Here is a 19,680-nt window from a genome sequence, read left to right as displayed (position 1 = left end):
CCGCTCCTGTTCTGCCTTACAGGCGGCCAAGGATCATGAATGCGATGATCAGGCCGTAAAGGGCAACACCTTCGGCCAGGCCTACGAAGATCAGGGACTTGCCCAGGATAGAAGAATCTTCGCTGATCGCTCCCAGAGCCGCGCTGGCGGAACTGGCGACAGCGATGCCGCCGCCGATACCGGACAGGCCTACGGCCAGAGCTGCTCCGATGTATCCCAGGCCGGTGGAGAGCCCGGCGCTTCCGGCCGCGGCAGTTTCAGCCGCGGATACAGGATCGGCAGTGGCCAGACCGGTGATGGCTGCCACAGCCAGAGTGCCGAAGAACAGGGCCGCGTTGACACTGACAGTTTTCCGGTAGCGGCGTTTGGTGCGCTCTCCGGCCAGAAAACAGGCGAATGGAATTACAATGCTGAGGATCAGCGCGGCAAACAACAGAATTTTTACGATCAGGTTCATGATAATTCCTCCTTGGATAAGTGTTTGGAACGGGGGTGGGTATAAGATTTGAAATCCCGTCCTGTTCCTTTGTAAAAACGGCTGAACAGTTCATAGTATTCCAGACGCAGGACCTGGATGCCCACGATCAGGCCTTCCATGGCGCATACCAACAGGTTGCCGAACACCACCACAATCCAGTTGGGCGAGCCGGATTCCGCGCCGGAAAGCATCATAACCACCTCCATCATCGCGGCATGGCTCACTGCAAATGCGCCGATCCGGATGAAGGAAAGGGTGTTGGAAAAATAACTGAGCAGCACTTCAAACAATTCAAAAAAAGTCTGCACCACAAACATCACAGCGCTGTTTTTCGTCTCAGCCTTTTTCTTAAGAAGCCTGTTGGTCAGGGGCTCTTTCAGGGCGATCAGGAGAAGGGGCACGCCGAACATCAGGGCCAGTACAATGCCTCCGGGCAGGCTGTGGCCTGTCATGAACAGGATGATGACTGTGACGGCGGCTCCATAGAAGACCAGGCCCGCAAAACCGTTGTGGTCAAACCAGGTGTCGCCCGTTTCCTTCGCCTTCAGGCTGTTGATGATGTGGAAAACCATGACCAGCAGGTTTAAGGCCATGCCGAACACAATGGTGACCACAAAAATGGTGTTCATTTTTCCTACAAAAGGCAGGTTTACCATAGCCTCTGAACTGGCGGGGCGCAGCCAGAGGGCAGGCAGAATATCTTCAAACCCGAACAGACTGCCGTAGAGGAAACCGAATATAGTAGAGAAGATTCCCGCATAGCCCACAATAGCAGCCAGCTGCAGCTTCTTGAAACGGTACAGCAGAAAGCCGCCCACGGCCAGCAGCAGGCCCTGGCCCGCGTCGCCGAACATGGCCCCGAAGATCAGCGCATAAGTGAGGGCGATAAACAGCGTGGGGTCCAGCTCATTATAGGCGGGCAGACCATACATTCTGGTGAACATTTCAAAGGGCCGTACCAGCCTGGAATTTTTCAGCTTGGTGGGAGGCGGGGAATCCACGCTCCGGTCCACATCCTCAGTGACACAGTAAACATTTTCATCTGATTCTGTCTCTTCTTTAAAAGCCGCCGCGTCTTTCTCTGACATCCAGCCGCAGAGGATGTAGAACATCTCGTGATGTTCCCGGGTGCAGGCAGCCAGCCTGCGCACCTCAAAATTTTCAGACAGCTTTTCCAGCTTTTCTACAGCCAGCAGCAGCTCTTTCCGGCGGTTCTTCAATTCCCCGGCAATGGATCTGGAAATGGCTGTTTCCTGAGCGGCCAGCTCCTTCTCCTGCTCATCCAGCCGGGACCAGTATTCATCGGGGGAACCCTGCAGGTCTCCGGAGAGGTGAATACGTTCAAAGTGCATGGAGGCGTAGATGGCGTCCACTCTGTCCGCTTCGGAGGCAGGGACAAAATAGATTCCCCAAACTGTTTCTGAATCTTCTTTGCATTTAAAAAAAACAGTCTCTAGATCGTCATAGACGTATTTTTCAAATTCCCGGAAATAGGTTTTCGCAATGCTTCCATAGCGGTGCTTTACAAAACGGAAGCCCTGCAGCCTGGAGGTATCAAAGCTGAGGGAACGGAAAGGTTCCAGCTTTTTCTGCTTTTCGCGCACTTCGCCTAGTTTCGCGGTGACATCGCTGCGGTGGGAATTTTTTTCTTCCAGCTGCCAGTTCAGCTGCTTAATCAGTTCTACCGCTTCCTCCATGGAGATGCTGCCCTCGGGCCGGTCCAGGCTGCCGTCCAGCAATTCTACCATGGACTTAGCCTGCGCCAGCAGCTCCCGGTAGGGGTTTGCTTCGTTAAAAGGCTGCAGGTCTCTGACCGTTTTCAGTTCGGACAGGGCGTTTTCCAGGTGGATTTCATATCGTGACAAATACTCATCCATCATTCTGTCCAGGTCGTCTTTGGGACCGGTGATGGTGAGAAATTTCATTTTAACAATCAAAACTAAGCACCTCCTTTATGCTGCCGCTGTTTACCGGATAAATTCATATATCTCCGCTGCAGGCAGCTGGTATCGGATTCCCTCCACCACGGTGACAATATCGTGAAGTTCTTCTTCTTTTAAAAACAAATAGGTATTCAGGCAGGCAGCTGAGTAAGGCATCCTGCGGCTCTGAGACCGGTAAATCCGGCGCAGCAGGTTTCTGTAAAGCTCTTCAAGATTAAGCGGTCTGCCTTTTTCCTCCTGAAAAGCTTTTGCATAGCCGGTGCCGGCAGCCAGCTGAAGGAAAGCCTCCTCAGTTTCTGCTTCCACCATAGCCTGAAACGTGCTGTCAGATATCCTGTAGTGAACGGGAATCAGCAGCGGGTAAATTTCTTCGTTTTCCAGCTGAAAGTATTTTTTGGCGCGGTAGATCCACTGCAGGTTCAGCAGATCCAGCCTGGAACCAAAAGCCTCTGTAATCAGTTTGCGGTCCTCCCCGTCAAAAATACGGTTTTTCATCCTCCATATATTGGAAAAGTACCTCAGATCCAGCGCCATTTCGTAATCAAAAAGCGTAGGATGCGGGATAGGCAGAAGCCGCCGGAATAAAGGCTGGTATCTGGTGCCGTGCAGCGCTTCCGTCAATTCTTCCAGGGTATGGCAGGCGGAAAGGGCAGCCAGGTCCAGAGAAGAATATTTTGCAAAAAATTCATAGGACCCGCTGAGGTCCACAGAGAACTGTCCGCTGTCAAAGACGCTGCGCAGGCACTGTTTCAGCAGCTTTATCTCAAAGTGGGGAAAATACAGCTTGAGAAACTGCCTTGGTTCCGGCGCTGAAAAAAGATAGAGCCGGTTAAAATCGGCGTAGAGGGATTTCTGCAGCAGCCGTTCAATCTCTCCTCTGTGCAGCGTCTGCCCGCCCAAGCGGGAGAAAATATCCGCATATGCGGGAAGCTGCCCCAGCCACTGGACTGCTTCGGAAACCGAAGCCAGCCTGCACATGAGCCTGTAGTCCTCATCAGACAACAGCCGGCTGCTCATGGCGCGCACCTTTGTGGCAATGCCGCTGTAGGTCATCATATTACCCATAATGTCACTCCCTGGTCATCTCATCCACCAGGCGGAGGGCGATTGCCCCATGCCTGGCGCGGTAGGTTTCTTCCAATGCGCTCAGCTCAGAAGCTGTATCGGCCCGCAGTCCGGACAGCTCTTCCTCCAGCTTTCCCTGCAGCTGCCTGCGCAGGGTTTCCAGGCGTAATTCTGTGTCCTGGTGAAGTTTCCTGTCAAAATCCCGGGTGCGCCTGTCCATATCCGCATCCATCTCTGCCTTTTTCCGGGCAGTTTCTTCCATGATCCCGGCAGCTGTGGAATTGATCTGCTCAATGCGTTCCAAAACCTGATCCATGACACCCTCCTTGTGCTATTTTTACTTTTATGCTTTTATTATCATACACCTCTTTCATAAATTTTTCACTATAAAACGAAGAAAAATCCTAAAATTATCTGGATATTTTATATTTCATTTTTAAAAAAAGGCTTGTATGATAGAGGCAAACCAGAAAAGGAGAGCAATATGCGGTTAAGAAATATCCGAGGGGCCAGGGAAGCGATGTTAGAAAGCCCTTATGTAATTGATGCGCCGGAACAGTGGAAAGGGCGCTGGGCAGAGCTGTTTGGGAACAGCAACCCTATTCAGATAGAGGTAGGGATGGGAAAGGGCAGGTTTATCACATCCCTTGCGGAAGGAAATCCGGACATCAATTATATCGGGATAGAAAAATATTCTTCTGTCCTTCTGCGCGCTCTGCAGCGTCGGGAAGAGGGGGAGCTGCATAATCTGTATTATCTGAGGCTGGATGCAGAAGCTCTGCCTGAGATTTTCGCCCCGGAAGAGGTGGACCGCATCTATTTGAATTTCTCTGACCCATGGCCAAAGGACCGCCATGCCAAACGGCGGCTTACGTCCCCGCAGTTTTTTCAAAGGTATGACCGGATCCTGAAAAAACACGGACTGGTGGAATTTAAAACGGACAATCAGGAGCTGTTTGACTTTTCTCTGGCTTCGGTGGAAGAAGCCGGGTGGATACTGAAAGCGTCTACCAGGGATCTGCACCACGACGGCCTGCTGAATGAAGGCAATGTGATGACAGAATACGAGGCCCGCTTTTCGGCAGAAGGGAAGGCGATCTGTAAGCTGATCGCATACCGGAAGCGTTAATCTGATATAGATAGATCATGCAGAAAGGGAGTGAGATGTACGGAGGAACTTGCTGAAAAACTGATGGAAGAGCTGAACTGTGATACGGTGTTCACTATTCCCCTGTTCGGGGGGATACCGGTGGCGGAATCCACGGTGGTAACATGGATTATCATGGCCGGGCTGGTGCTTCTGTCAATCCTTCTTGTGAGGAATCTGAAAGTGGAAAATCCGGGAAAGGTACAGCTATTGCTGGAATCTTTTATTGGATGGCTGTCGGATTTCTTTGAAGACATCCTGGGGGAGCATGGAAAACGCTATATTCCTTATCTGATCACGGTGGCGCTGTATATCGGCGTGGCAAACCTGATCGGCCTGCTGGGCTTCAAGTCCCCTACCAAGGACCTGAATGTGACAGCGGCGCTGGCAATTATGAGCATCATACTGATCGAGTACGCCGGCATCCGGCAGAAAGGTCCCAAAAAATGGGTGAAAAGCTTTGCGGAGCCGATGCCGCTGCTTGCCCCTATCAATGTGCTGGAGATTTTTATCCGGCCTCTGTCGCTGTGTATGCGTCTGTTCGGCAATGTGTTGGGCGCGTTTGTGGTGATGGAACTGATCAAACTGATCGTCCCGGTGTTTGTTCCGGTGCCGTTCAGTTTTTATTTCGACATTTTCGACGGCCTGATCCAGGCCTATGTGTTCGTATTCCTGACCTCCCTGTTTGTCAAGGAAGCTGTGGAGTAAGAACGGCTGAAAATGAATGGACCAATTCAAAGAAAAGGAGATTACAGCTATGACTATGATCGCAATTGGAGCAGCAGTAGCAGTTTTAACAGGTATTGGAGCAGGTATCGGGATCGGCCATGCCACAGGGAAAGCAGTGGAGGCGATCGCAAGGCAGCCTGAGGCGGAGAGCAAAATCAGCAAATCTCTTCTGCTGGGATGCGCGCTGGCCGAAGCAACTGCTATTTATGGTTTTGTTATTGGACTTCTGATTATTCTTTTCCTGAAGTGAGAAGAACAATTTTCAAGAAAGGCAGGTGGGAAGGATGCTGAAATTAGGTTGGGACCTGGTATTCACCATCATTAACCTGATTGTTCTTTATCTGCTTCTGAAGAAATTTCTGATCGGGCCGGTGACAGGGATCATGGAAAAGCGGAAAGCGCTGATTGCATCTTCCCTGGAGGACGCTGCGGCGCAGAAAAATCAGGCGCAGGAAATGAAGCAGCAGTATGAACAGAGTCTTGCGGCTTCCAGGCTGGAATCTGATGAAATTGTAGCCAGGGCCAGGATAGACGCCAGGGCGGAATACGAACAGATTCTGAAGGACGCCGGTGTTCAGGCCGGTCAGATCATAGAAAATGCACGGAAATCCGTGGAGGCGGAACGGGAACAGGCCCTGCGGGAAATGAAGGCGCAGATCGCTTCTCTGGCCATGGACGCGGCGGAAAAAGTCACGGCAGGGAAGGCCGGAGCGGAATTAGACCAGGCGCTTTTCGACCAGTTTATCACAGAAACAGGTGATGGAAAATGACGCAGACAGCGGTGAATTATGCAAAGGCCCTGTACGGCGCCGGGGTTTTGCTGGAAGAGGTGGAGGGCGCGGCTTCCTGCCTGCGGAAAAATCCGCAGCTGATGGAAGCGCTTTTAAGCCCTGTGATTCCTCAGGGGAAGAAGCGCAGAATCATTGACCGGATATTTTCTGAGAATGTGCGCAGCTTTTTGAAGGTGCTGTGCGCCCATCATCAGATGGAGGAAATATACGATATCAGCAAAGCGTACCGCGCCTGCTGCATGAGCCATGAGAAGAGGGCTGCGGCGGATCTGTATTATGTGACGGAGCCTGATCCGGGGCAGCAGCAAAAAATGAAAGAGTTCCTGTGCAGAGAAACCGGAGCGCGGGAAATCGAGCTGGCCCTGATATATAAACCGGAGCTGATCGGAGGATTCGTGCTGCGGACGGGGGATCAGGAATATGACTGGAGCCTGAAGGGGCGTCTGGATCGGCTGAGACAAAAATTGACCTGGAGGTGATTGGGTGAGCGCGATCAGTTCAGATGAGATTATATCAATTTTGAAAAGTGAGATAGAGGATTTTGAGGTACACAGACAGACCCAGGAAGTGGGCACAGTGATCTGGATCGGGGACGGAATTACTACTGTATATGGCATTGACCACGCTATGTACGGGGAAATCGTAATATATGAAAACGGCGTGAAGGGAATGGTGCAGGACATCCGGCAGAATGAGATCGGCTGTATCCTGCTGGGCCGGGATACCGGAATCCATGAAGGGACCCGGGTGACCAGGACCGGCAAGCGGGCGGGCATTCCGGTGGGACCTGCCTATTTAGGGAGAATCATTGACGCGCTGGGCGCGCCCATAGACGGCATGGGAGAGATTCCGGCGGAAGGGTACCGGGCGATAGAAGAAGATGCGCCCGGGATTGTGGACAGGAAATCTGTCAGCGTTCCTCTGGAAACCGGAATCCTGGCGATTGACGCTATGTTTCCTATCGGCCGCGGTCAGAGGGAACTGATTATCGGGGACCGCCAGACCGGTAAAACATCCATTGCCGTGGACGCAATCCTGAACCAGAAGGGGAAGAATGTGATCTGCATTTACGTGGCGGTAGGACAGAAAGCCTCCACTGTGGCGCGTATCGTCTCCACGCTGAAAAAACATGGCGCTATGGAATATTCCATCGTGCTGTCTGCTGTGGCCAGCGATCCCGCGCCCCTGCAGTATGTGGCCCCCTATGCGGGCACGGCCCTTGCAGAATATTTTATGTATCAGGGAAAAGATGTGCTGATCGTCTATGACGACCTGAGCAAGCATGCGGTGGCGTACCGCGCCCTGTCTCTGCTGCTGGAACGTTCCCCTGGCCGGGAAGCATATCCCGGAGACGTGTTTTATCTGCATTCCAGGCTGCTGGAACGTTCCAGCCGTCTGAGCGGGGAAAAAGGGGGCGGTTCCATTACGGCCCTGCCGATTATAGAAACACAGGCAGGCGACGTATCCGCCTATATCCCTACCAACGTGATTTCCATTACAGACGGGCAGATTTTTCTGGAAAGCGATTTGTTTTTCTCAGGCATGCGCCCGGCTGTTAATGTGGGATTGTCCGTATCCCGCGTGGGCGGCGCGGCACAGACAAAAGCGATGAAAAAGGCTGCGGGCAGCATCAGGATAGACCTGGCCCAGTACCGGGAAATGGAGATATTCACGCAGTTCAGTTCAGATCTGGATGAAGGCACTAAGGAACAGCTGGAATACGGACAGGGGCTGATGGAGCTTTTAAAACAGCCGCTGTGCAGGCCCATGAGCCTGAGCCATCAGGTAATCACGCTCTGCGCCGCCACTCATAAGGTGATGTTGGGCGTAGAGAAATCAAAAATCAAGGATTTCCAGGGCAGGCTTTTGGACTGGTTTGACAGAGAGCATCCGGAAGTTGGCAGAGAGATAGAAGAGAAAAAAGTGCTCAGTGATGAGCTGTCAGACAAAATTGCGTCGCTCTCTCAGGAATTCAAGAGCAGGTAAGACGCGAAGTCAGGAGGTTTTATGGCTAATACCAGGGAAATTCAAAGCAGGATGAAGAGCATCCGGGATACCCGGAAAATAACCAATGCCATGTATATGATTTCCTCCTCTAAAATGAAAAAAGCCAGAAAGATCCTGGCGGATACAGAGCCTTATTTCTATACGCTGCAGGCTAATATCGCCAGGATTCTCCGCCATATCCCTGAGCTGGAACACCGGTATTTTGACGAACGTCAGGAGATTCCGCAAGATTTGCGAAAGCGGGGGTATGTGGTGATTACGGCGGATAAAGGCATGGCCGGCGCTTATAACCATAATGTCATGAAGCTGGCGGAGGAACGGGCCGCGCGGGGCGGTGTGAGGCTGTATGTGGTGGGAGAAATCGGACGTCATTATTTTGCCAGGAAAAATGTGGAAGTAGATATCCAGTTTCACTACACCGCGCAGAATCCCACCATTCACAGAGCCAGGGTAATTGGAGAAAAAATGCTGGAACTGTTTGAAAGCGGGGAACTGGATGAAGTCTACGTGATTTACACAAAGATGGAAAATGCGGTCCAGGCCGAGACTGAAATCCAGCAGCTGCTGCCGCTGAAAAAAGCGGCCTTTACCGGGAAGCTGCCGGCAGGCGTGCCGCTGGAAGAAACAGCGTTCTCCCCTTCCGGGGAAGTTGTAATGGATTATATCGTCCCCAACTATGTATTCGGTTTTTTATTCGGCGCGCTGGTAGAATCTTACTGCAGCGAGCAAAATTCCAGAATGATGGCAATGGAAGGAGCGACAAACAGCGCCAATGATATGCTGCGTGAACTTTCTGTGGCCTATAACCGGGCCAGGCAGGCGGCGATCACCCAGGAAATTACAGAAGTGGTCAGCGGCGCAAAGGCGCAGAAGAAGCGCAGGCATTGACAGAGAGGAGGTTTCCTCACTATGGTGGGAGCTGATAGAATGTTAAAAGGAAAAATTGTGCAGGTCATGGGGCCTGTAATTGATGTGGAATTTCCGGAGGATTCAGAGCTTCCGGAAATCAAAGACGCCCTGGAAGTGGATAATCAGGGCAAACGCTGCGTTATGGAGGTGGCGCAGCATACCGGGAACCACGTGGTGCGCTGTATCATGCTGCAGGCCAGCGAGGGCCTGCACCGGGATATGGAAGTGACGGCCACCGGCGCGGGCATCCAGGTTCCCGTGGGGAAAAAGACCCTGGGCCGGCTGTTCAATGTGCTGGGAGAGGCCATCGACGGAGGGGAGGGCCTGGAGTCGGAAGAACATTGGGTGATCCACCGGGAGCCGCCCACATTTGAGGAGCAGAGCCCGGTGGTGGAGATCCTGGAAACCGGGATCAAAGTCATTGACCTGCTGGCCCCTTACGCAAAGGGCGGAAAAGTGGGCCTGTTTGGCGGAGCCGGTGTGGGAAAGACAGTGCTGATCCAGGAGCTGATCCATAATGTGGCCACAGAGCACGGCGGATACTCTATTTTTACCGGAGTGGGAGAGCGTTCCAGAGAGGGAAATGATCTGTGGACAGAGATGAAGGCCTCCGGTGTGCTGGAGAAAACGGCCCTGGTGTTCGGGCAGATGAACGAGCCGCCGGGAGCGCGCATGCGCGTGGCGGAGACCGGCCTGACCATGGCGGAGTATTTCAGGGATAAAGAAAACCAGGATGTGCTGCTTTTTATTGATAATATTTTCAGATATGTCCAGGCCGGTTCAGAGGTATCCGCGCTGCTGGGCAGGATGCCTTCTGCGGTGGGATATCAGCCGACGCTTGCCACAGAGGTGGGCGAACTGCAGGAGCGGATTACTTCCACAAAAAATGGTTCTGTCACCTCTGTACAGGCAGTATATGTGCCGGCGGATGACCTGACGGACCCTGCCCCGGCTACCACCTTCGCCCATCTGGACGCCACCACAGTGCTGTCCAGAAAAATTGTGGAGCAGGGTATTTATCCGGCGGTTGACCCATTGGAGTCCAATTCCAGGATTCTGGAAGCGGATGTGGTGGGAGAAGAACATTATGATGTGGCCAGGCGGGTGCAGGAAGTCCTGCAGAAGTACAAAGAGCTGCAGGATATCATCGCGATTCTCGGCATGGAAGAGCTGTCCGAGGAGGACCAAAAGACAGTATCCCGGGCCAGAAAAATCCAGCGTTTCCTGTCCCAGCCATTTTTTGTGGCGGAAAACTTTACAGGGGTTCCCGGCAGGTATGTGCCGCTGAAAGAAACCGTGAGAGGATTTCAGGCGATCATTAACGGGGAAATGGACGAATATCCTGAGTGGGCGTTTTTCAATGTGGGCACTTTGGAGGACGTGATAGAAAAAGCGAAAAAAGGCCAGCAGTGACGGAAAGTGAGGCAGCGGGATGGACACATTTACATTAAAAGTGGTGGCGACAAACCGTGTATTTTATGATGGCCCCTGTCAGATGCTGGTGATTCCGGCCATAGACGGGGAAAAAGGAATTATGGCCCACCATGAGGATATGGTGATTGCGGTGGAAATCGGAGAACTGCGCCTTCAGAAACCGGACGGGGAATGGCTTCACGCCGTCGTCAGCCGGGGATTCGCCCAGGTCTCCCACAACCGCGTGACCATGCTGGTGCTGTCGGCGGAAAGGCCGGAAGAAATCGACGTGCGGCGGGCAGAAGAAGCCAAGGAGAGGGCCCAGGAGCAGCTGAGACAGAAACAGAGCCTGGAGGAATACCATATTTCCCAGGCTTCCCTGGCCAGGGCTATGGCCCGCCTGAAGGAGGCCAGCAAGTTCAGGCCCAGGGTTTGAAAAGTCTTAATAATAAACATACAAAAAATAAGCCTTGAATTTAAAGCAAAAAAATGTTATATTATAGACAGAAAAGGGAGCAATCGCCCACAAGGTGGGTTGTCCTCAATAGTAAAGTAGAAATTCCACCCTGCTACCGGTCAAAGTATAAGGGTGGTTTTTCTATGTTAAGCTAGCGACATATCAAATAAATGAATGTCAGCAACGCTAAGATAAACATTCCAAAGGACATTAGATCCTTAAAATCGAAATGCTTCATAGACATCACCTCCATTCTAACTGGATAAATAGAAACATGGCCTATCAGGAGTCCGGAAAAGGTCGGGGACTGAAAGGGAACTGTATCTTCACCACAGTTCCCAGCCCTTCCCGGCTGTGTATGGAGAGTCCGGCGGATTGGCCGAAGATCAGGTGCAGGCGCCGGTTACAGTTAAAAATCCCGATATGCTGGTCGCTTCCTTCCAGCTGTCTCAGCGCATCCTGGATTTCAGCCAGCCTGGGAGCGGGGATGCCGCCCCCATTGTCAAGGACGCGGATGATGATCACAGTCCCTTCCCGCTGAATGCGGATTTTGATGCGCTGTCCGGAAGAAGCGCCATGAAAACCATGTATTATTGCATTTTCTACTATGGGCTGCAAAAGAAATTTAATGGAGGGCAGAGCCGTCACTGTTTCTTCATACTCCCAGGTTACGGTAAAGCCGTATTGGTACCTGACACGCTGGATGTCAATATAGCTTTTGGTATGGCAGATTTCTTCTGACAGAGGGACCAGAGTATCTTTTGAAGTCAGGGAATAGCTGAGGATGTCCGTCATATTTTCTACCATCTCACAGACTATGTTTTTAGAAGCAGTAATCTTGTAGCTCATCCAAAAAATCGATTTCAGTGTATTAATAAGAAAATGGGGACTCATCTGGGCCTGGAGCGCTTTCAGCTCCAGGTTTTTTTGCTTGTACTGGTTTTCAATGATGTCCATTTTCAGCTGGTTTTGCTGCAGATGGAGACGGAGGATATTCTGAGTGATCAGATGATACAAATCTGTGTTCTCGGTCACGCTGCCGCCCGAAGCCGCAGTCCCGGATTCTGTGGATTCACTGGTGAGAATATCAACGACCTGCATGATATTGCGGTAGAATTTCTTGCTGCTGTGCAGCGCCAGTAAAATGGAGATCAAAGCGATCACCAGAATCATCAGCAGGAGGTTCAGAAAAACCTGATAGACAGAGGAGTAGATAGCGCCCAGCGGAATTACAGAGATACACTGCAGGCCGCCCAGAGCAGAATATTCTCTGGTAATCTGGTAGGTTTCCTTTTGAATCCGGAGCGTTGTCTGAGAGGCGTCTGCACTATGCAGAGCATCCAGCAGCTCGTCTGATATCTCACTGGAAGAGTTTTTCAACAGAAGGCTGCCGTCCTGGTTCAGGATCAGAATGTGCTGGTCCTTGGGCAGCTGAAGGGCATCCAGCTCCTGGCGCAGATAACTCAGATTAATATTGATGATTGAGACACCGTTTTGGTAGTAGAGCTTCTGGTAGATGGTCATTACATCGGTCAGCTCTTCAAAAGAATATCTGCGGTAGCTTCTCGTATCGCTCCACAAAGATACCTGACTGGAACGTTTGCGCTGATAGGAATGATACCAGGTGTAATCCGGGTAGGAGGACAGGTTGACCAGCCCCTGGGGAATAGAGAAAAACCGGCCGTTTTCATTATCAATATAGATATACATGGAATCAATGTAACTGCGGCTGGCAATCAGAGGAATCAGATATCGGTTGGACTGGGTCTTGGCCTGATTGATTTCGGAATTGGAGTCCGCATTGACAGAAACCCGTTTGAGCAGGCTGAAGAGTTCTGTATTCATGGACAATTCAATGTTCATGTAATTAATTTCATTGAAAAGCGTTTCCAGCTTTGTGCGGTACTGATACAGGAGATTCCGGCTGTTTTTCGTGTATTCATTGGCCAGGATGGGCACGAAGATCATGGCGATTAAAACGGCCAGCCCGAAGACAGGAATCAGCATGGAACAAAGCCTGCCGAAAAGGTTCTGCCAGAAAAAACGCCGGTGGGCGGAGCGTTTCAGCTGCCTGTGAAAGAGACGGCCTGCGGCACTGTTCTCAGGACTGCCTTCTGTACTGTGACGGCGGAATAGAAAAATACTTCTTAAAGGCTTTCGAAAAATTCTTATCATTGCTGTATCCTACCTTTTCGCTTATTTCTGTAATCGAAAGCGTGGTTTTTGATAAATAGTAGCCGGCCAGCTCCATACGTTTTTTCAATAAATATTCAGAGAAGTTGACGCCAGTCTGTTCTTTGAAATAGCGGCTTAAGTAGACAGGATTCATTGAGACACTGTCAGCAATATACTGCAGAGAGGCTTTATCAATGTGATCATTTATCTGCTGTAATACTTTCCGGATCACTGGATTTTCTGTCTTTGTAAGTATCGCTCCAGTGGCAGGGTTACAAGTAAGCAGCTCTTGATCCAGCTCTTTGCGGAGCATTTGGAAAAAGCTCATCATTTCATCATATTTGGCAGACTTGATCAGGTAGCGTTTGACGCCCAGTTCCATGGCCTGTCTGGCATATTCAAAGTTGCGGTAGGCGCTGATAAAGATGATGGTTGCAGCAGGAGAGAGCCTGCGTATTTCTCTGGCAAGAGTCAGGCCGTCCACAGCAGGCATTTTGATATCAGTGAGGACTACATCCACAGGGTGGGCCTGAAAAAAGGCCAGCGCTTCCGCACCGTCCTGAAAACTTCCGGCTAAATGAAAGCCCAATGATTCCCAGGGAAAAAAATCCGCTAACCCGGTGCGGATGTGGAAGTCATCTTCTGCAAGAATCAGAGAATACATATCAGGCCCTCCTTTGTAAACATTCAGAAATCCAGTATATTATACTACAGCCTAAATAAAAATGTAATTCAGATGTAAAGAAATAACACTATAGTATAAAAAAGACACTTTTGTAAAATAAAGGAAAAAAAGAGTAAAACCGGCGGGGGGCGCAATGCAGAAGGATCATGTATACTACTCTCAAAATACAAATCCGAAAAAGACATGAAGGAGGAAAAGGATGAAAAGAAAAATGATGGCAGTGATTCTGGCGGCCTCTCTGGCACTGTCTCTCACGGCCTGTGGAGGCAGCGGGCAGAAGCCTGCGGCAGAGGGCGAAAACACAGAGAATACTTCAGGGGGAAAGAGTGAGGTAAACCTGCGCTTTTCCTGGTGGGGCGGCGATGACAGACACGAAAAGACGCTGCAGGTAATTGATCATTATGAAACAAAACATCCTGGTGTTACAATAGCCGGCGAGTATGGCGGTTTTGATGGTTACCTGGAGAAACTGACCACACAGCTGGCGGCAAACACAGCGCCGGATATTATTCAAATCGACTACGCATATTTGGAAGCGTTGTGGAAGACAGATGATTTTGTGGATTTCACTAAAACGGATGCAGTGGATCTCAGCGATATTTCCCAGGCGTTGCTGGACGGCGTTACATCCACAGACGGCCGTCTGATTGGAATCCCCAGCGGCATTAATTTTACCGTATCCTTTGCAAACAAAGCGGCAGCTGATCAATATGGTGTAGATCTGACCAAGCAGTTCACCTGGGAGCGGGTGCTGGAGGAAGGGAAGCGCGTTCACGAACAGGATGAAAATGCCTATTTGTTTTACTCCAATGCCATAAACCGTTATATTTTTGAGCCGTACCTGTTCAATCTCACTGGCAAGAAGCTGGTGGAGGATGATTATTCGCTGGGCTTTGACCGTGACAGCCTGATCCAGACCTATGAATATGTGATGGAGCTGTATGAAAATGGCGTGACACAGCCTTATGACGATGTGGTAGGGATCAAATCCACAGTGGAAAACCCTCTGTGGCTCAACAATAAGATTGTTTTTGCGCCTCATTTTTCTTCGGAATATGATCCGATGAAAGCTTCATTGAAAGAAGGGGACCTGGTCAGCCTGGTTCCGATGGGTGACAGCGAAGCAGCCAACACTGGTATTGTCATGCGCCCCACCAATATGATTGCGGTTAACGCCAAAAGCCCGCATCTGGAGGAAGCGCTGGACTTTGTGAATTACTTCTTCAATGATCCGGAGGCTCAGCGGATTTCCGGCATGACGCGTTCTGTGCCGGCAACTGGCAGCGCCCTGGACATCGTATCAGAGGAAGGGTTGCTGGACGACGGCCTGAAGGAGGTGCTCAAATGGTGTGAGGACCATAAAGGCGGCCAGGGCCAGAATGTAATCAGCACGAACACAGAGATCGAGACCATTGAAAATGATGTGCTGAACGCATTGTATTACGGAGAACTGACACCGGAGACAGCAGCCGATGAATTCATCAAACTGATGACCAAAAAGGTTGCGGAACTTAAAGAAAGCTATCAGCAGTAAGAAAAACCAAGAGTGCCGCGCCCGGCCCGGAATGCAGGCCTGGCGCGGTATTTACGGTAAAGGGAGGAATTGGATGAAACAGAATGCTTTGATAAAAAAACACCGCTATACCAGGCGGGACTGGAGCGGCCTCCTGTATCTCCTGCCATGGCTCTTAGGGCTGCTGATCTTTCAGCTCTATCCATTTGTTTATTCATTTGTGCTGTCTTTTACAGACAAATCTATGGGAGACTCCTTTCAGATTTTAGGACTGGGAAACTATGTCAGGCTAATGACAGAGGATGCAGATTTCTGGAAAAATGTGGAGGTCACTCTTAAATATGGACTGGTGGCGGTGCCGGGCCGGGTGCTTTTTGCATTGTTGGTAGCGGTGCTTCTGAGTGCGGACATGAAAGGAATTAATTTGTTCCGGACTGTTTATTATCTGCCTTCTATTTTCGGCAGCAGTGTGGCAATTTCGATTATATGGAAGTTCGTGTTTCAGAAACAGGGCGTAATTAACGCTGTATTAGAAGGGATTGGCCTTACCGGACCAAATTGGCTGGGGGACCCCGGGATTGCGCTGCTGACCATCAGCATTATCCCCATCTGGCAGTTCGGTTCTTCTATGGTGCTGTTTCTGGCGGCAATCAAAAATGTGCCGAAGGAGCTTTACGAGTCGGCGCAGATTGACGGCGCTTCCCGCATCCGGCGATTTTTCAGGATTACTCTGCCAATGATCTCACCGATCATGCTGTTTAATCTGATCATGCAGCTGATCAGCTGCTTCCAGGAGTTCTCCACAGCCTATGTTCTGACAAACGGCGGGCCCAATAAATCAACGTTTTTATATGGGATCAAGATCTACCGGGAAGCATTTACCAACTTTAAAATGGGATATGCCAGCGCGTTGTCCTGGCTGTTATTTGCGGGAATTATGTGCCTCAGCGGCCTGATTTTTATCAGTTCCAGAAAGTGGGTGTATCATGATGAAGCATAAGAAGGGGCTGCGTGCGGCGGGGTTGATTTTCAAATATCTTTTACTGGCCTTTTTGGGACTGATTCTGATTTTTCCTTTGATTTATATGTTTTTCGGCAGTTTCAAGTCAAATCAGGAGATTTTTGGAACGCTGAAGCTGCTGCCGGAAAGCTTTCATCCGGAAGGGTACATAGAGGGCTGGAAGGGCTCCGGCCAGATTACTTTTGGCGCTTATATCTGGAATTCTTTTTTGCTGGTAGTGCCTACTGTGGCGCTGACGGTAGTTTCCAGTATTTTGACGGCGTATGGGTTTAACAGATTCCGGGTACCCGGCAGGAAGGTGCTGTTTGCGGTTATGATGGCATTGATGATGCTGCCTGCTTCTGTCCTTTTGATCCCCCGGTACCTGCTGTATGTGAGCTTCGGCTGGATTGATACTTATCTGGTGTTCTGGGTGCCGGCAGCCTGTGCTACTTCCTCATTTTTTGTTTATATGTTTGTACAGTTTTTTGAGGGGGTGCCGCGGGAACTGGATGAAGCGGCGAGAATTGACGGCTGTTCTTCCTTCCAGACACTGGTGCGGATTCTGGTTCCCCTGAGTAAACCGGCTGTGATTTCAGCGGTGATTTTCCAGTTTATCTGGACCTGGAATGATTTCTTCCAGCAATATGTGTATATCAGTTCTGTAGGGAAATATACCGTTTCCTTGGGACTTAGAATGGCGCTGGACGCTACGTCTGCTATTCAGTGGAAAAATATTCTGGCAATGTCTGTAATTGCAATGGTGCCCTGCACTCTTATCTATTTTGTGCTGCAGCGGTATTTCGTGGAGGGAATTGCCACATCGGGCCTGAAAGGCTAGAGAGGAGCGCTCATGAAACATTTTGATGAATTTCATGCAGAAGAACTGCATGAGCACAGGATCAAGAAAATCCGTACTCTGGAGGTGCGGAATCGTTACACCAGATTAAATGGCAAGAACTCTGTAAGGGGAGAGCACGGCTATGGAGATACTTTTCTGGTGAAGGAGATTACTACAGATAAAGGTACAGCCGGATGGGGCTATTGCCTGGGCCGGCCGGCAGCCGGACAGGATGCGGACCGCGCACTTCTGGGCCGGACGGTGGCGAAACTATTTGATCCCGCAGTGGGAATCCGGGACAGCCGGCTCAAGGAATATGATTTTGCCCTCCATGATCTGGCCGGAAGGATTATGGGCGTCTCTGTGGCCTGGATGATCGGCCATGGCGGTCAGAATCCGGTTCCCTGCTATGACGGCGCGATCCTGATCGACGACCTGAGCCCTGATCAGAAGCCAGAGGGCATCCGGCAGATTTTAAAGGAGTGCCAGGACGACTATGCGCTGGGTTTCCGGGATTTTAAACTGAAAATCGGCCGGGGCCTGAATTGGATGGAAAAAAACCAGGGCATTGAGCGGGATATCCAGGTGACAAAACTGGTGCGGGAATATTTTCCGGAATCCCGTATCATGGTGGATATTAACAGCGCCTATACGGTGGATGAGGTGAAACGGTATGTAGACGGCGCGGCAGGGTGTAACCTGTACTGGATCGAGGAACCTTTTGAAGAAAATCTGGAGGACGACCGGGAACTGAAAGCCTATCTCATGGAAAAATGCCCCCGGACCATGATTACGGACGGAGAGGCGCACCCTGACCTGGAACTGCTGCTGCGGCTGGCGGAAGCGGGGGCGCTGGACGTGCTGCAGATGGATATAGCAGGCTTTGGATTTACAGAGTGGAGAAAAATATTACCTATGCTTCGGGAAAAAAAGATTAAGATATCCCCCCATAACTGGGGCTGGGGAGTAAAAACAAATTATACCGCCGCTCTGGCAGCCGCCTACCCCTATGTGCCAAGTATCGAAGGAATCGTAGATACTACGGAAGGCGTGGATACCTCCGGCTATGAGCTGGTGAACGGCAAGCTGACCGTGCCGGACCTGCCCGGATTCGGGATGGAGTTGTATTTTGGGATGGAAGTGGATTCTGTAGAGTGAATTAACTTGGACCGAGAAGGTAAAAATGCGCTGCTGCCAGAAATCCCTGGCAGAGAGGCGGCAGAAAGACGCGGGAGGCACAATGCCTGACGGCCATAGCCTCCCGCGTCTTTTCCTGCTTTTCTATACTGAGAATTTTAATCTTTTTCCCGCAGGCCCTTTATGCAGAGATAGAATCCTGCGATAAGGATAGCAATGATTGCTAATCTAAAAAAAGACATGCCACGAGAAATATACCCTAAGGACATCATAAAGATCAAAAATGCAGTGCAGCAGATGATTAGTGTTGAGCCAAAGACTATTTTTTTCATAATACATTCACCTAAAAGCCCTTTTGCCAACTTTTGCTAAAAAATCCGGTGGTACTGTCGCTAAATGTAACTGTAACTCCAGGAGAATATCCTGTATTAAAAGCTATACTGGTTATTACACATTTGGATTCAGTATGTCCATAATAAGAATAAACACTTCCATGATAGTTCTTAAAATTTCCGTTAAATTGAACACTACATCCAAAATGATATCCTTTGTAGGAGGGTAAATAAGTTGTACCGGTAACATCTGTGGCAACCCAAGTATCTTGAAGCTCATATCCAATTCCATGGATACCATCTCCATGAGTCCATGTACTATTATAGACTTGATATTTACTGGTTTTATCACTCATATATGAGGTTCCACCTATTGCATTACAACCAGCGCTAGAACCATATGTATTACTGAATGATAGACCAACAACGTCCCTGTTTCCAACATTTTGTTCTTTTCCTTCTGTAACAAATAACATATTAGGTTTTGGAATTCCAGCCGTGCTATTCCATGTTCCTCCTCCACCTACGATCCAAGTATCATTTTGTGCTAGATAACTTACTGTAGGAATTGACATGGAGACATCACTTGGGTTAGAATACATCTGAATTTCTGGATTACTTTCTGATTCCAACAAAAAGCAGCCATATGATTCTAATTCGTTTTTACACTCCTCTTCGCTTAATTCACCAGAACCTATTTTTGCAAGCAACTCAAGCAAATATCCATCATATGGCTCTTGTTTAAAAGTCCGTACTTTAGCTACTGCTTTTGCATGGTTTACAAGGGCTATTTTCTCTGCTACAGTTTCAGGTATATCAACATTTCCAGCAAAAACTCCTTGAGAAATGGAAATACACATAAATACGGCTATCAGCATAAAAGAAATTGTACGATATTTTTTCATAACTAAGTCTCCTTTCTAATGGGGCGCCTTTTCTTAGTTTAATTACTGCAAATATAGTTATCCATTGGACTCCTCCCCCTTTACCTGTAAATTAAATAATTGATTGTTAATTTTATTATATCAGCCAAAAATAAAAAGTCAATATACTATATA

General features: G+C 49.8%; 20 protein-coding genes. 13 read left to right on the top strand and 7 right to left on the bottom strand.

Annotated features, from left to right (window positions below):
* Nucleotides 1-16 precede the first annotated feature (16 nt).
* From EV209_RS10495 to EV209_RS10480, 4 genes are read right to left on the bottom strand one after another with little or no spacing between them, the layout of a single operon-like run.
* Nucleotides 17-457 carry an ATP synthase subunit C gene (locus EV209_RS10495; RefSeq protein WP_130435419.1) on the bottom strand — a complete coding sequence of 147 codons (441 nt, stop codon included), beginning with the start codon at nt 455-457 and terminating at the stop codon, nt 17-19.
* Nucleotides 454-2,415, bottom strand: a complete 1,962-nt coding sequence (locus EV209_RS10490) for a V-type ATP synthase subunit I (protein WP_130435418.1) — start codon at nt 2,413-2,415, stop codon at nt 454-456. Before EV209_RS10490 ends, EV209_RS10495 begins: the two co-directional genes overlap by 4 nt.
* A 30-nt stretch (nt 2,416-2,445) precedes the next feature.
* A complete protein-coding gene (locus EV209_RS10485) occupies nt 2,446-3,486 on the bottom strand; it encodes a V0D/AC39 family V-type ATPase subunit (protein ID WP_130435417.1) in 1,041 nt (346 codons plus the stop codon).
* Nucleotides 3,487-3,490: 4 nt separating this feature from the next.
* A complete protein-coding gene (locus EV209_RS10480) occupies nt 3,491-3,802 on the bottom strand; it encodes a hypothetical protein (RefSeq protein WP_130435416.1) in 312 nt (103 codons plus the stop codon).
* Nucleotides 3,803-3,970: 168 nt separating this feature from the next.
* Between EV209_RS10480 and trmB the strand changes: the two genes are divergently transcribed.
* From trmB to atpC, 9 genes are all read left to right on the top strand, one after another.
* The gene (gene trmB, locus EV209_RS10475) at nt 3,971-4,615 is read left to right on the top strand and encodes a tRNA (guanosine(46)-N7)-methyltransferase TrmB (RefSeq protein WP_130435415.1); all 645 of its coding nucleotides are present in this window, start codon (nt 3,971-3,973) and stop codon (nt 4,613-4,615) included.
* 63 nt (nt 4,616-4,678) lie between these two features.
* Nucleotides 4,679-5,341 (top strand): F0F1 ATP synthase subunit A, encoded by a 663-nt coding sequence (locus EV209_RS10470; protein WP_207220608.1) that lies wholly within the window; start codon nt 4,679-4,681, stop codon nt 5,339-5,341.
* Between the two features lie 49 nt (nt 5,342-5,390).
* A complete protein-coding gene (gene atpE, locus EV209_RS10465; RefSeq protein WP_130435413.1) occupies nt 5,391-5,612 on the top strand; it encodes an ATP synthase F0 subunit C in 222 nt (73 codons plus the stop codon).
* Nucleotides 5,613-5,646: 34 nt separating this feature from the next.
* Entirely contained in the window at nt 5,647-6,132 is a 486-nt protein-coding gene (atpF, locus tag EV209_RS10460; protein WP_130435412.1) for a F0F1 ATP synthase subunit B, read from the top strand.
* Complete coding sequence (gene atpH / locus EV209_RS10455; protein ID WP_130435411.1) at nt 6,129-6,632, top strand: ATP synthase F1 subunit delta; 504 nt, start codon at nt 6,129-6,131, stop codon at nt 6,630-6,632. The genes atpF and atpH overlap by 4 nt, the downstream gene beginning before the upstream one ends.
* Nucleotides 6,633-6,636: 4 nt before the next feature.
* Nucleotides 6,637-8,139 (top strand): F0F1 ATP synthase subunit alpha, encoded by a 1,503-nt coding sequence (atpA, locus tag EV209_RS10450; protein ID WP_130435410.1) that lies wholly within the window; start codon nt 6,637-6,639, stop codon nt 8,137-8,139.
* A gap of 21 nt (nt 8,140-8,160) precedes the next feature.
* Entirely contained in the window at nt 8,161-9,048 is an 888-nt protein-coding gene (gene atpG / locus EV209_RS10445) for an ATP synthase F1 subunit gamma (RefSeq protein ID WP_130435409.1), read from the top strand.
* A gap of 39 nt (nt 9,049-9,087) precedes the next feature.
* Nucleotides 9,088-10,482, top strand: coding sequence for a F0F1 ATP synthase subunit beta (gene atpD / locus EV209_RS10440; protein WP_130435621.1), 1,395 nt, complete (start codon nt 9,088-9,090; stop codon nt 10,480-10,482).
* 19 nt (nt 10,483-10,501) lie between these two features.
* Nucleotides 10,502-10,918 carry an ATP synthase F1 subunit epsilon gene (atpC, locus tag EV209_RS10435; RefSeq protein ID WP_130435408.1) on the top strand — a complete coding sequence of 139 codons (417 nt, stop codon included), beginning with the start codon at nt 10,502-10,504 and terminating at the stop codon, nt 10,916-10,918.
* 303 nt (nt 10,919-11,221) lie between these two features.
* On the opposite strand, the gene EV209_RS10430 is transcribed toward atpC, so the two are convergent.
* Together EV209_RS10430 and EV209_RS10425 are read right to left on the bottom strand one after the other, a co-directional pair.
* Complete coding sequence (locus EV209_RS10430; protein WP_165388899.1) at nt 11,222-12,946, bottom strand: sensor histidine kinase; 1,725 nt, start codon at nt 12,944-12,946, stop codon at nt 11,222-11,224.
* Nucleotides 12,947-13,040: 94 nt separating this feature from the next.
* Entirely contained in the window at nt 13,041-13,778 is a 738-nt protein-coding gene (locus EV209_RS10425; RefSeq protein WP_130435406.1) for a response regulator transcription factor, read from the bottom strand.
* Nucleotides 13,779-13,998: 220 nt separating this feature from the next.
* Here EV209_RS10425 and EV209_RS10420 point away from each other — a divergent pair, with 220 nt between their 5' ends.
* The 4 genes from EV209_RS10420 to EV209_RS10405 all read left to right on the top strand — a co-directional run bounded on the left by EV209_RS10420 (nt 13,999) and on the right by EV209_RS10405 (nt 18,311).
* The gene (locus tag EV209_RS10420) at nt 13,999-15,333 is read left to right on the top strand and encodes an ABC transporter substrate-binding protein (RefSeq protein ID WP_130435405.1); all 1,335 of its coding nucleotides are present in this window, start codon (nt 13,999-14,001) and stop codon (nt 15,331-15,333) included.
* A gap of 73 nt (nt 15,334-15,406) precedes the next feature.
* Nucleotides 15,407-16,312: a carbohydrate ABC transporter permease gene (locus tag EV209_RS10415; protein WP_130435404.1), complete on the top strand. Its 906-nt coding sequence runs from the start codon at nt 15,407-15,409 to the stop codon at nt 16,310-16,312.
* The gene (locus EV209_RS10410; protein ID WP_130435620.1) at nt 16,302-17,153 is read left to right on the top strand and encodes a carbohydrate ABC transporter permease; all 852 of its coding nucleotides are present in this window, start codon (nt 16,302-16,304) and stop codon (nt 17,151-17,153) included. Before EV209_RS10415 ends, EV209_RS10410 begins: the two co-directional genes overlap by 11 nt.
* A gap of 12 nt (nt 17,154-17,165) precedes the next feature.
* A complete protein-coding gene (locus EV209_RS10405; protein ID WP_130435403.1) occupies nt 17,166-18,311 on the top strand; it encodes an enolase C-terminal domain-like protein in 1,146 nt (381 codons plus the stop codon).
* Nucleotides 18,312-18,633: 322 nt separating this feature from the next.
* On the opposite strand, the gene EV209_RS10400 is transcribed toward EV209_RS10405, so the two are convergent.
* Nucleotides 18,634-19,527 (bottom strand): hypothetical protein, encoded by an 894-nt coding sequence (locus EV209_RS10400; protein ID WP_130435402.1) that lies wholly within the window; start codon nt 19,525-19,527, stop codon nt 18,634-18,636.
* Nucleotides 19,528-19,680: the final 153 nt, after the last annotated feature.

The organism is Cuneatibacter caecimuris (assembly GCF_004216775.1).
In the GTDB taxonomy this organism is placed as follows: domain Bacteria; phylum Bacillota; class Clostridia; order Lachnospirales; family Lachnospiraceae; genus Cuneatibacter; species Cuneatibacter caecimuris.
Note: the sequence above shows the minus strand (reverse complement) of the source record. Positions and strands in the feature narration are given on the sequence as shown.

Bases quoted from the DNA above. Each gene is read 5' to 3' on its own strand.
- EV209_RS10415 (WP_130435404.1), top strand. From the start codon at position 15,407: ATGAAACAGAATGCTTTGATAAAAAAACACCGCTATACCAGGCGGGAC.
- EV209_RS10420 (WP_130435405.1), top strand. From the start codon at position 13,999: ATGAAAAGAAAAATGATGGCAGTGATTCTGGCGGCCTCTCTGGCACTG.
- EV209_RS10405 (WP_130435403.1), top strand. From the start codon at position 17,166: ATGAAACATTTTGATGAATTTCATGCAGAAGAACTGCATGAGCACAGG.
- atpE (WP_130435413.1), top strand. From the start codon at position 5,391: ATGACTATGATCGCAATTGGAGCAGCAGTAGCAGTTTTAACAGGTATT.
- atpF (WP_130435412.1), top strand. From the start codon at position 5,647: ATGCTGAAATTAGGTTGGGACCTGGTATTCACCATCATTAACCTGATT.
- EV209_RS10470 (WP_207220608.1), top strand. From the start codon at position 4,679: ATGGAAGAGCTGAACTGTGATACGGTGTTCACTATTCCCCTGTTCGGG.
- atpG (WP_130435409.1), top strand. From the start codon at position 8,161: ATGGCTAATACCAGGGAAATTCAAAGCAGGATGAAGAGCATCCGGGAT.
- EV209_RS10485 (WP_130435417.1), bottom strand. From the start codon at position 3,486: ATGGGTAATATGATGACCTACAGCGGCATTGCCACAAAGGTGCGCGCC.
- trmB (WP_130435415.1), top strand. From the start codon at position 3,971: ATGCGGTTAAGAAATATCCGAGGGGCCAGGGAAGCGATGTTAGAAAGC.
- atpC (WP_130435408.1), top strand. From the start codon at position 10,502: ATGGACACATTTACATTAAAAGTGGTGGCGACAAACCGTGTATTTTAT.
- EV209_RS10410 (WP_130435620.1), top strand. From the start codon at position 16,302: ATGAAGCATAAGAAGGGGCTGCGTGCGGCGGGGTTGATTTTCAAATAT.
- EV209_RS10425 (WP_130435406.1), bottom strand. From the start codon at position 13,778: ATGTATTCTCTGATTCTTGCAGAAGATGACTTCCACATCCGCACCGGG.
- EV209_RS10480 (WP_130435416.1), bottom strand. From the start codon at position 3,802: ATGGATCAGGTTTTGGAACGCATTGAGCAGATCAATTCCACAGCTGCC.
- atpH (WP_130435411.1), top strand. From the start codon at position 6,129: ATGACGCAGACAGCGGTGAATTATGCAAAGGCCCTGTACGGCGCCGGG.
- EV209_RS10430 (WP_165388899.1), bottom strand. From the start codon at position 12,946: ATGCTGATTCCTGTCTTCGGGCTGGCCGTTTTAATCGCCATGATCTTC.
- EV209_RS10400 (WP_130435402.1), bottom strand. From the start codon at position 19,527: ATGAAAAAATATCGTACAATTTCTTTTATGCTGATAGCCGTATTTATG.
- EV209_RS10495 (WP_130435419.1), bottom strand. From the start codon at position 457: ATGAACCTGATCGTAAAAATTCTGTTGTTTGCCGCGCTGATCCTCAGC.
- atpD (WP_130435621.1), top strand. From the start codon at position 9,088: ATGTTAAAAGGAAAAATTGTGCAGGTCATGGGGCCTGTAATTGATGTG.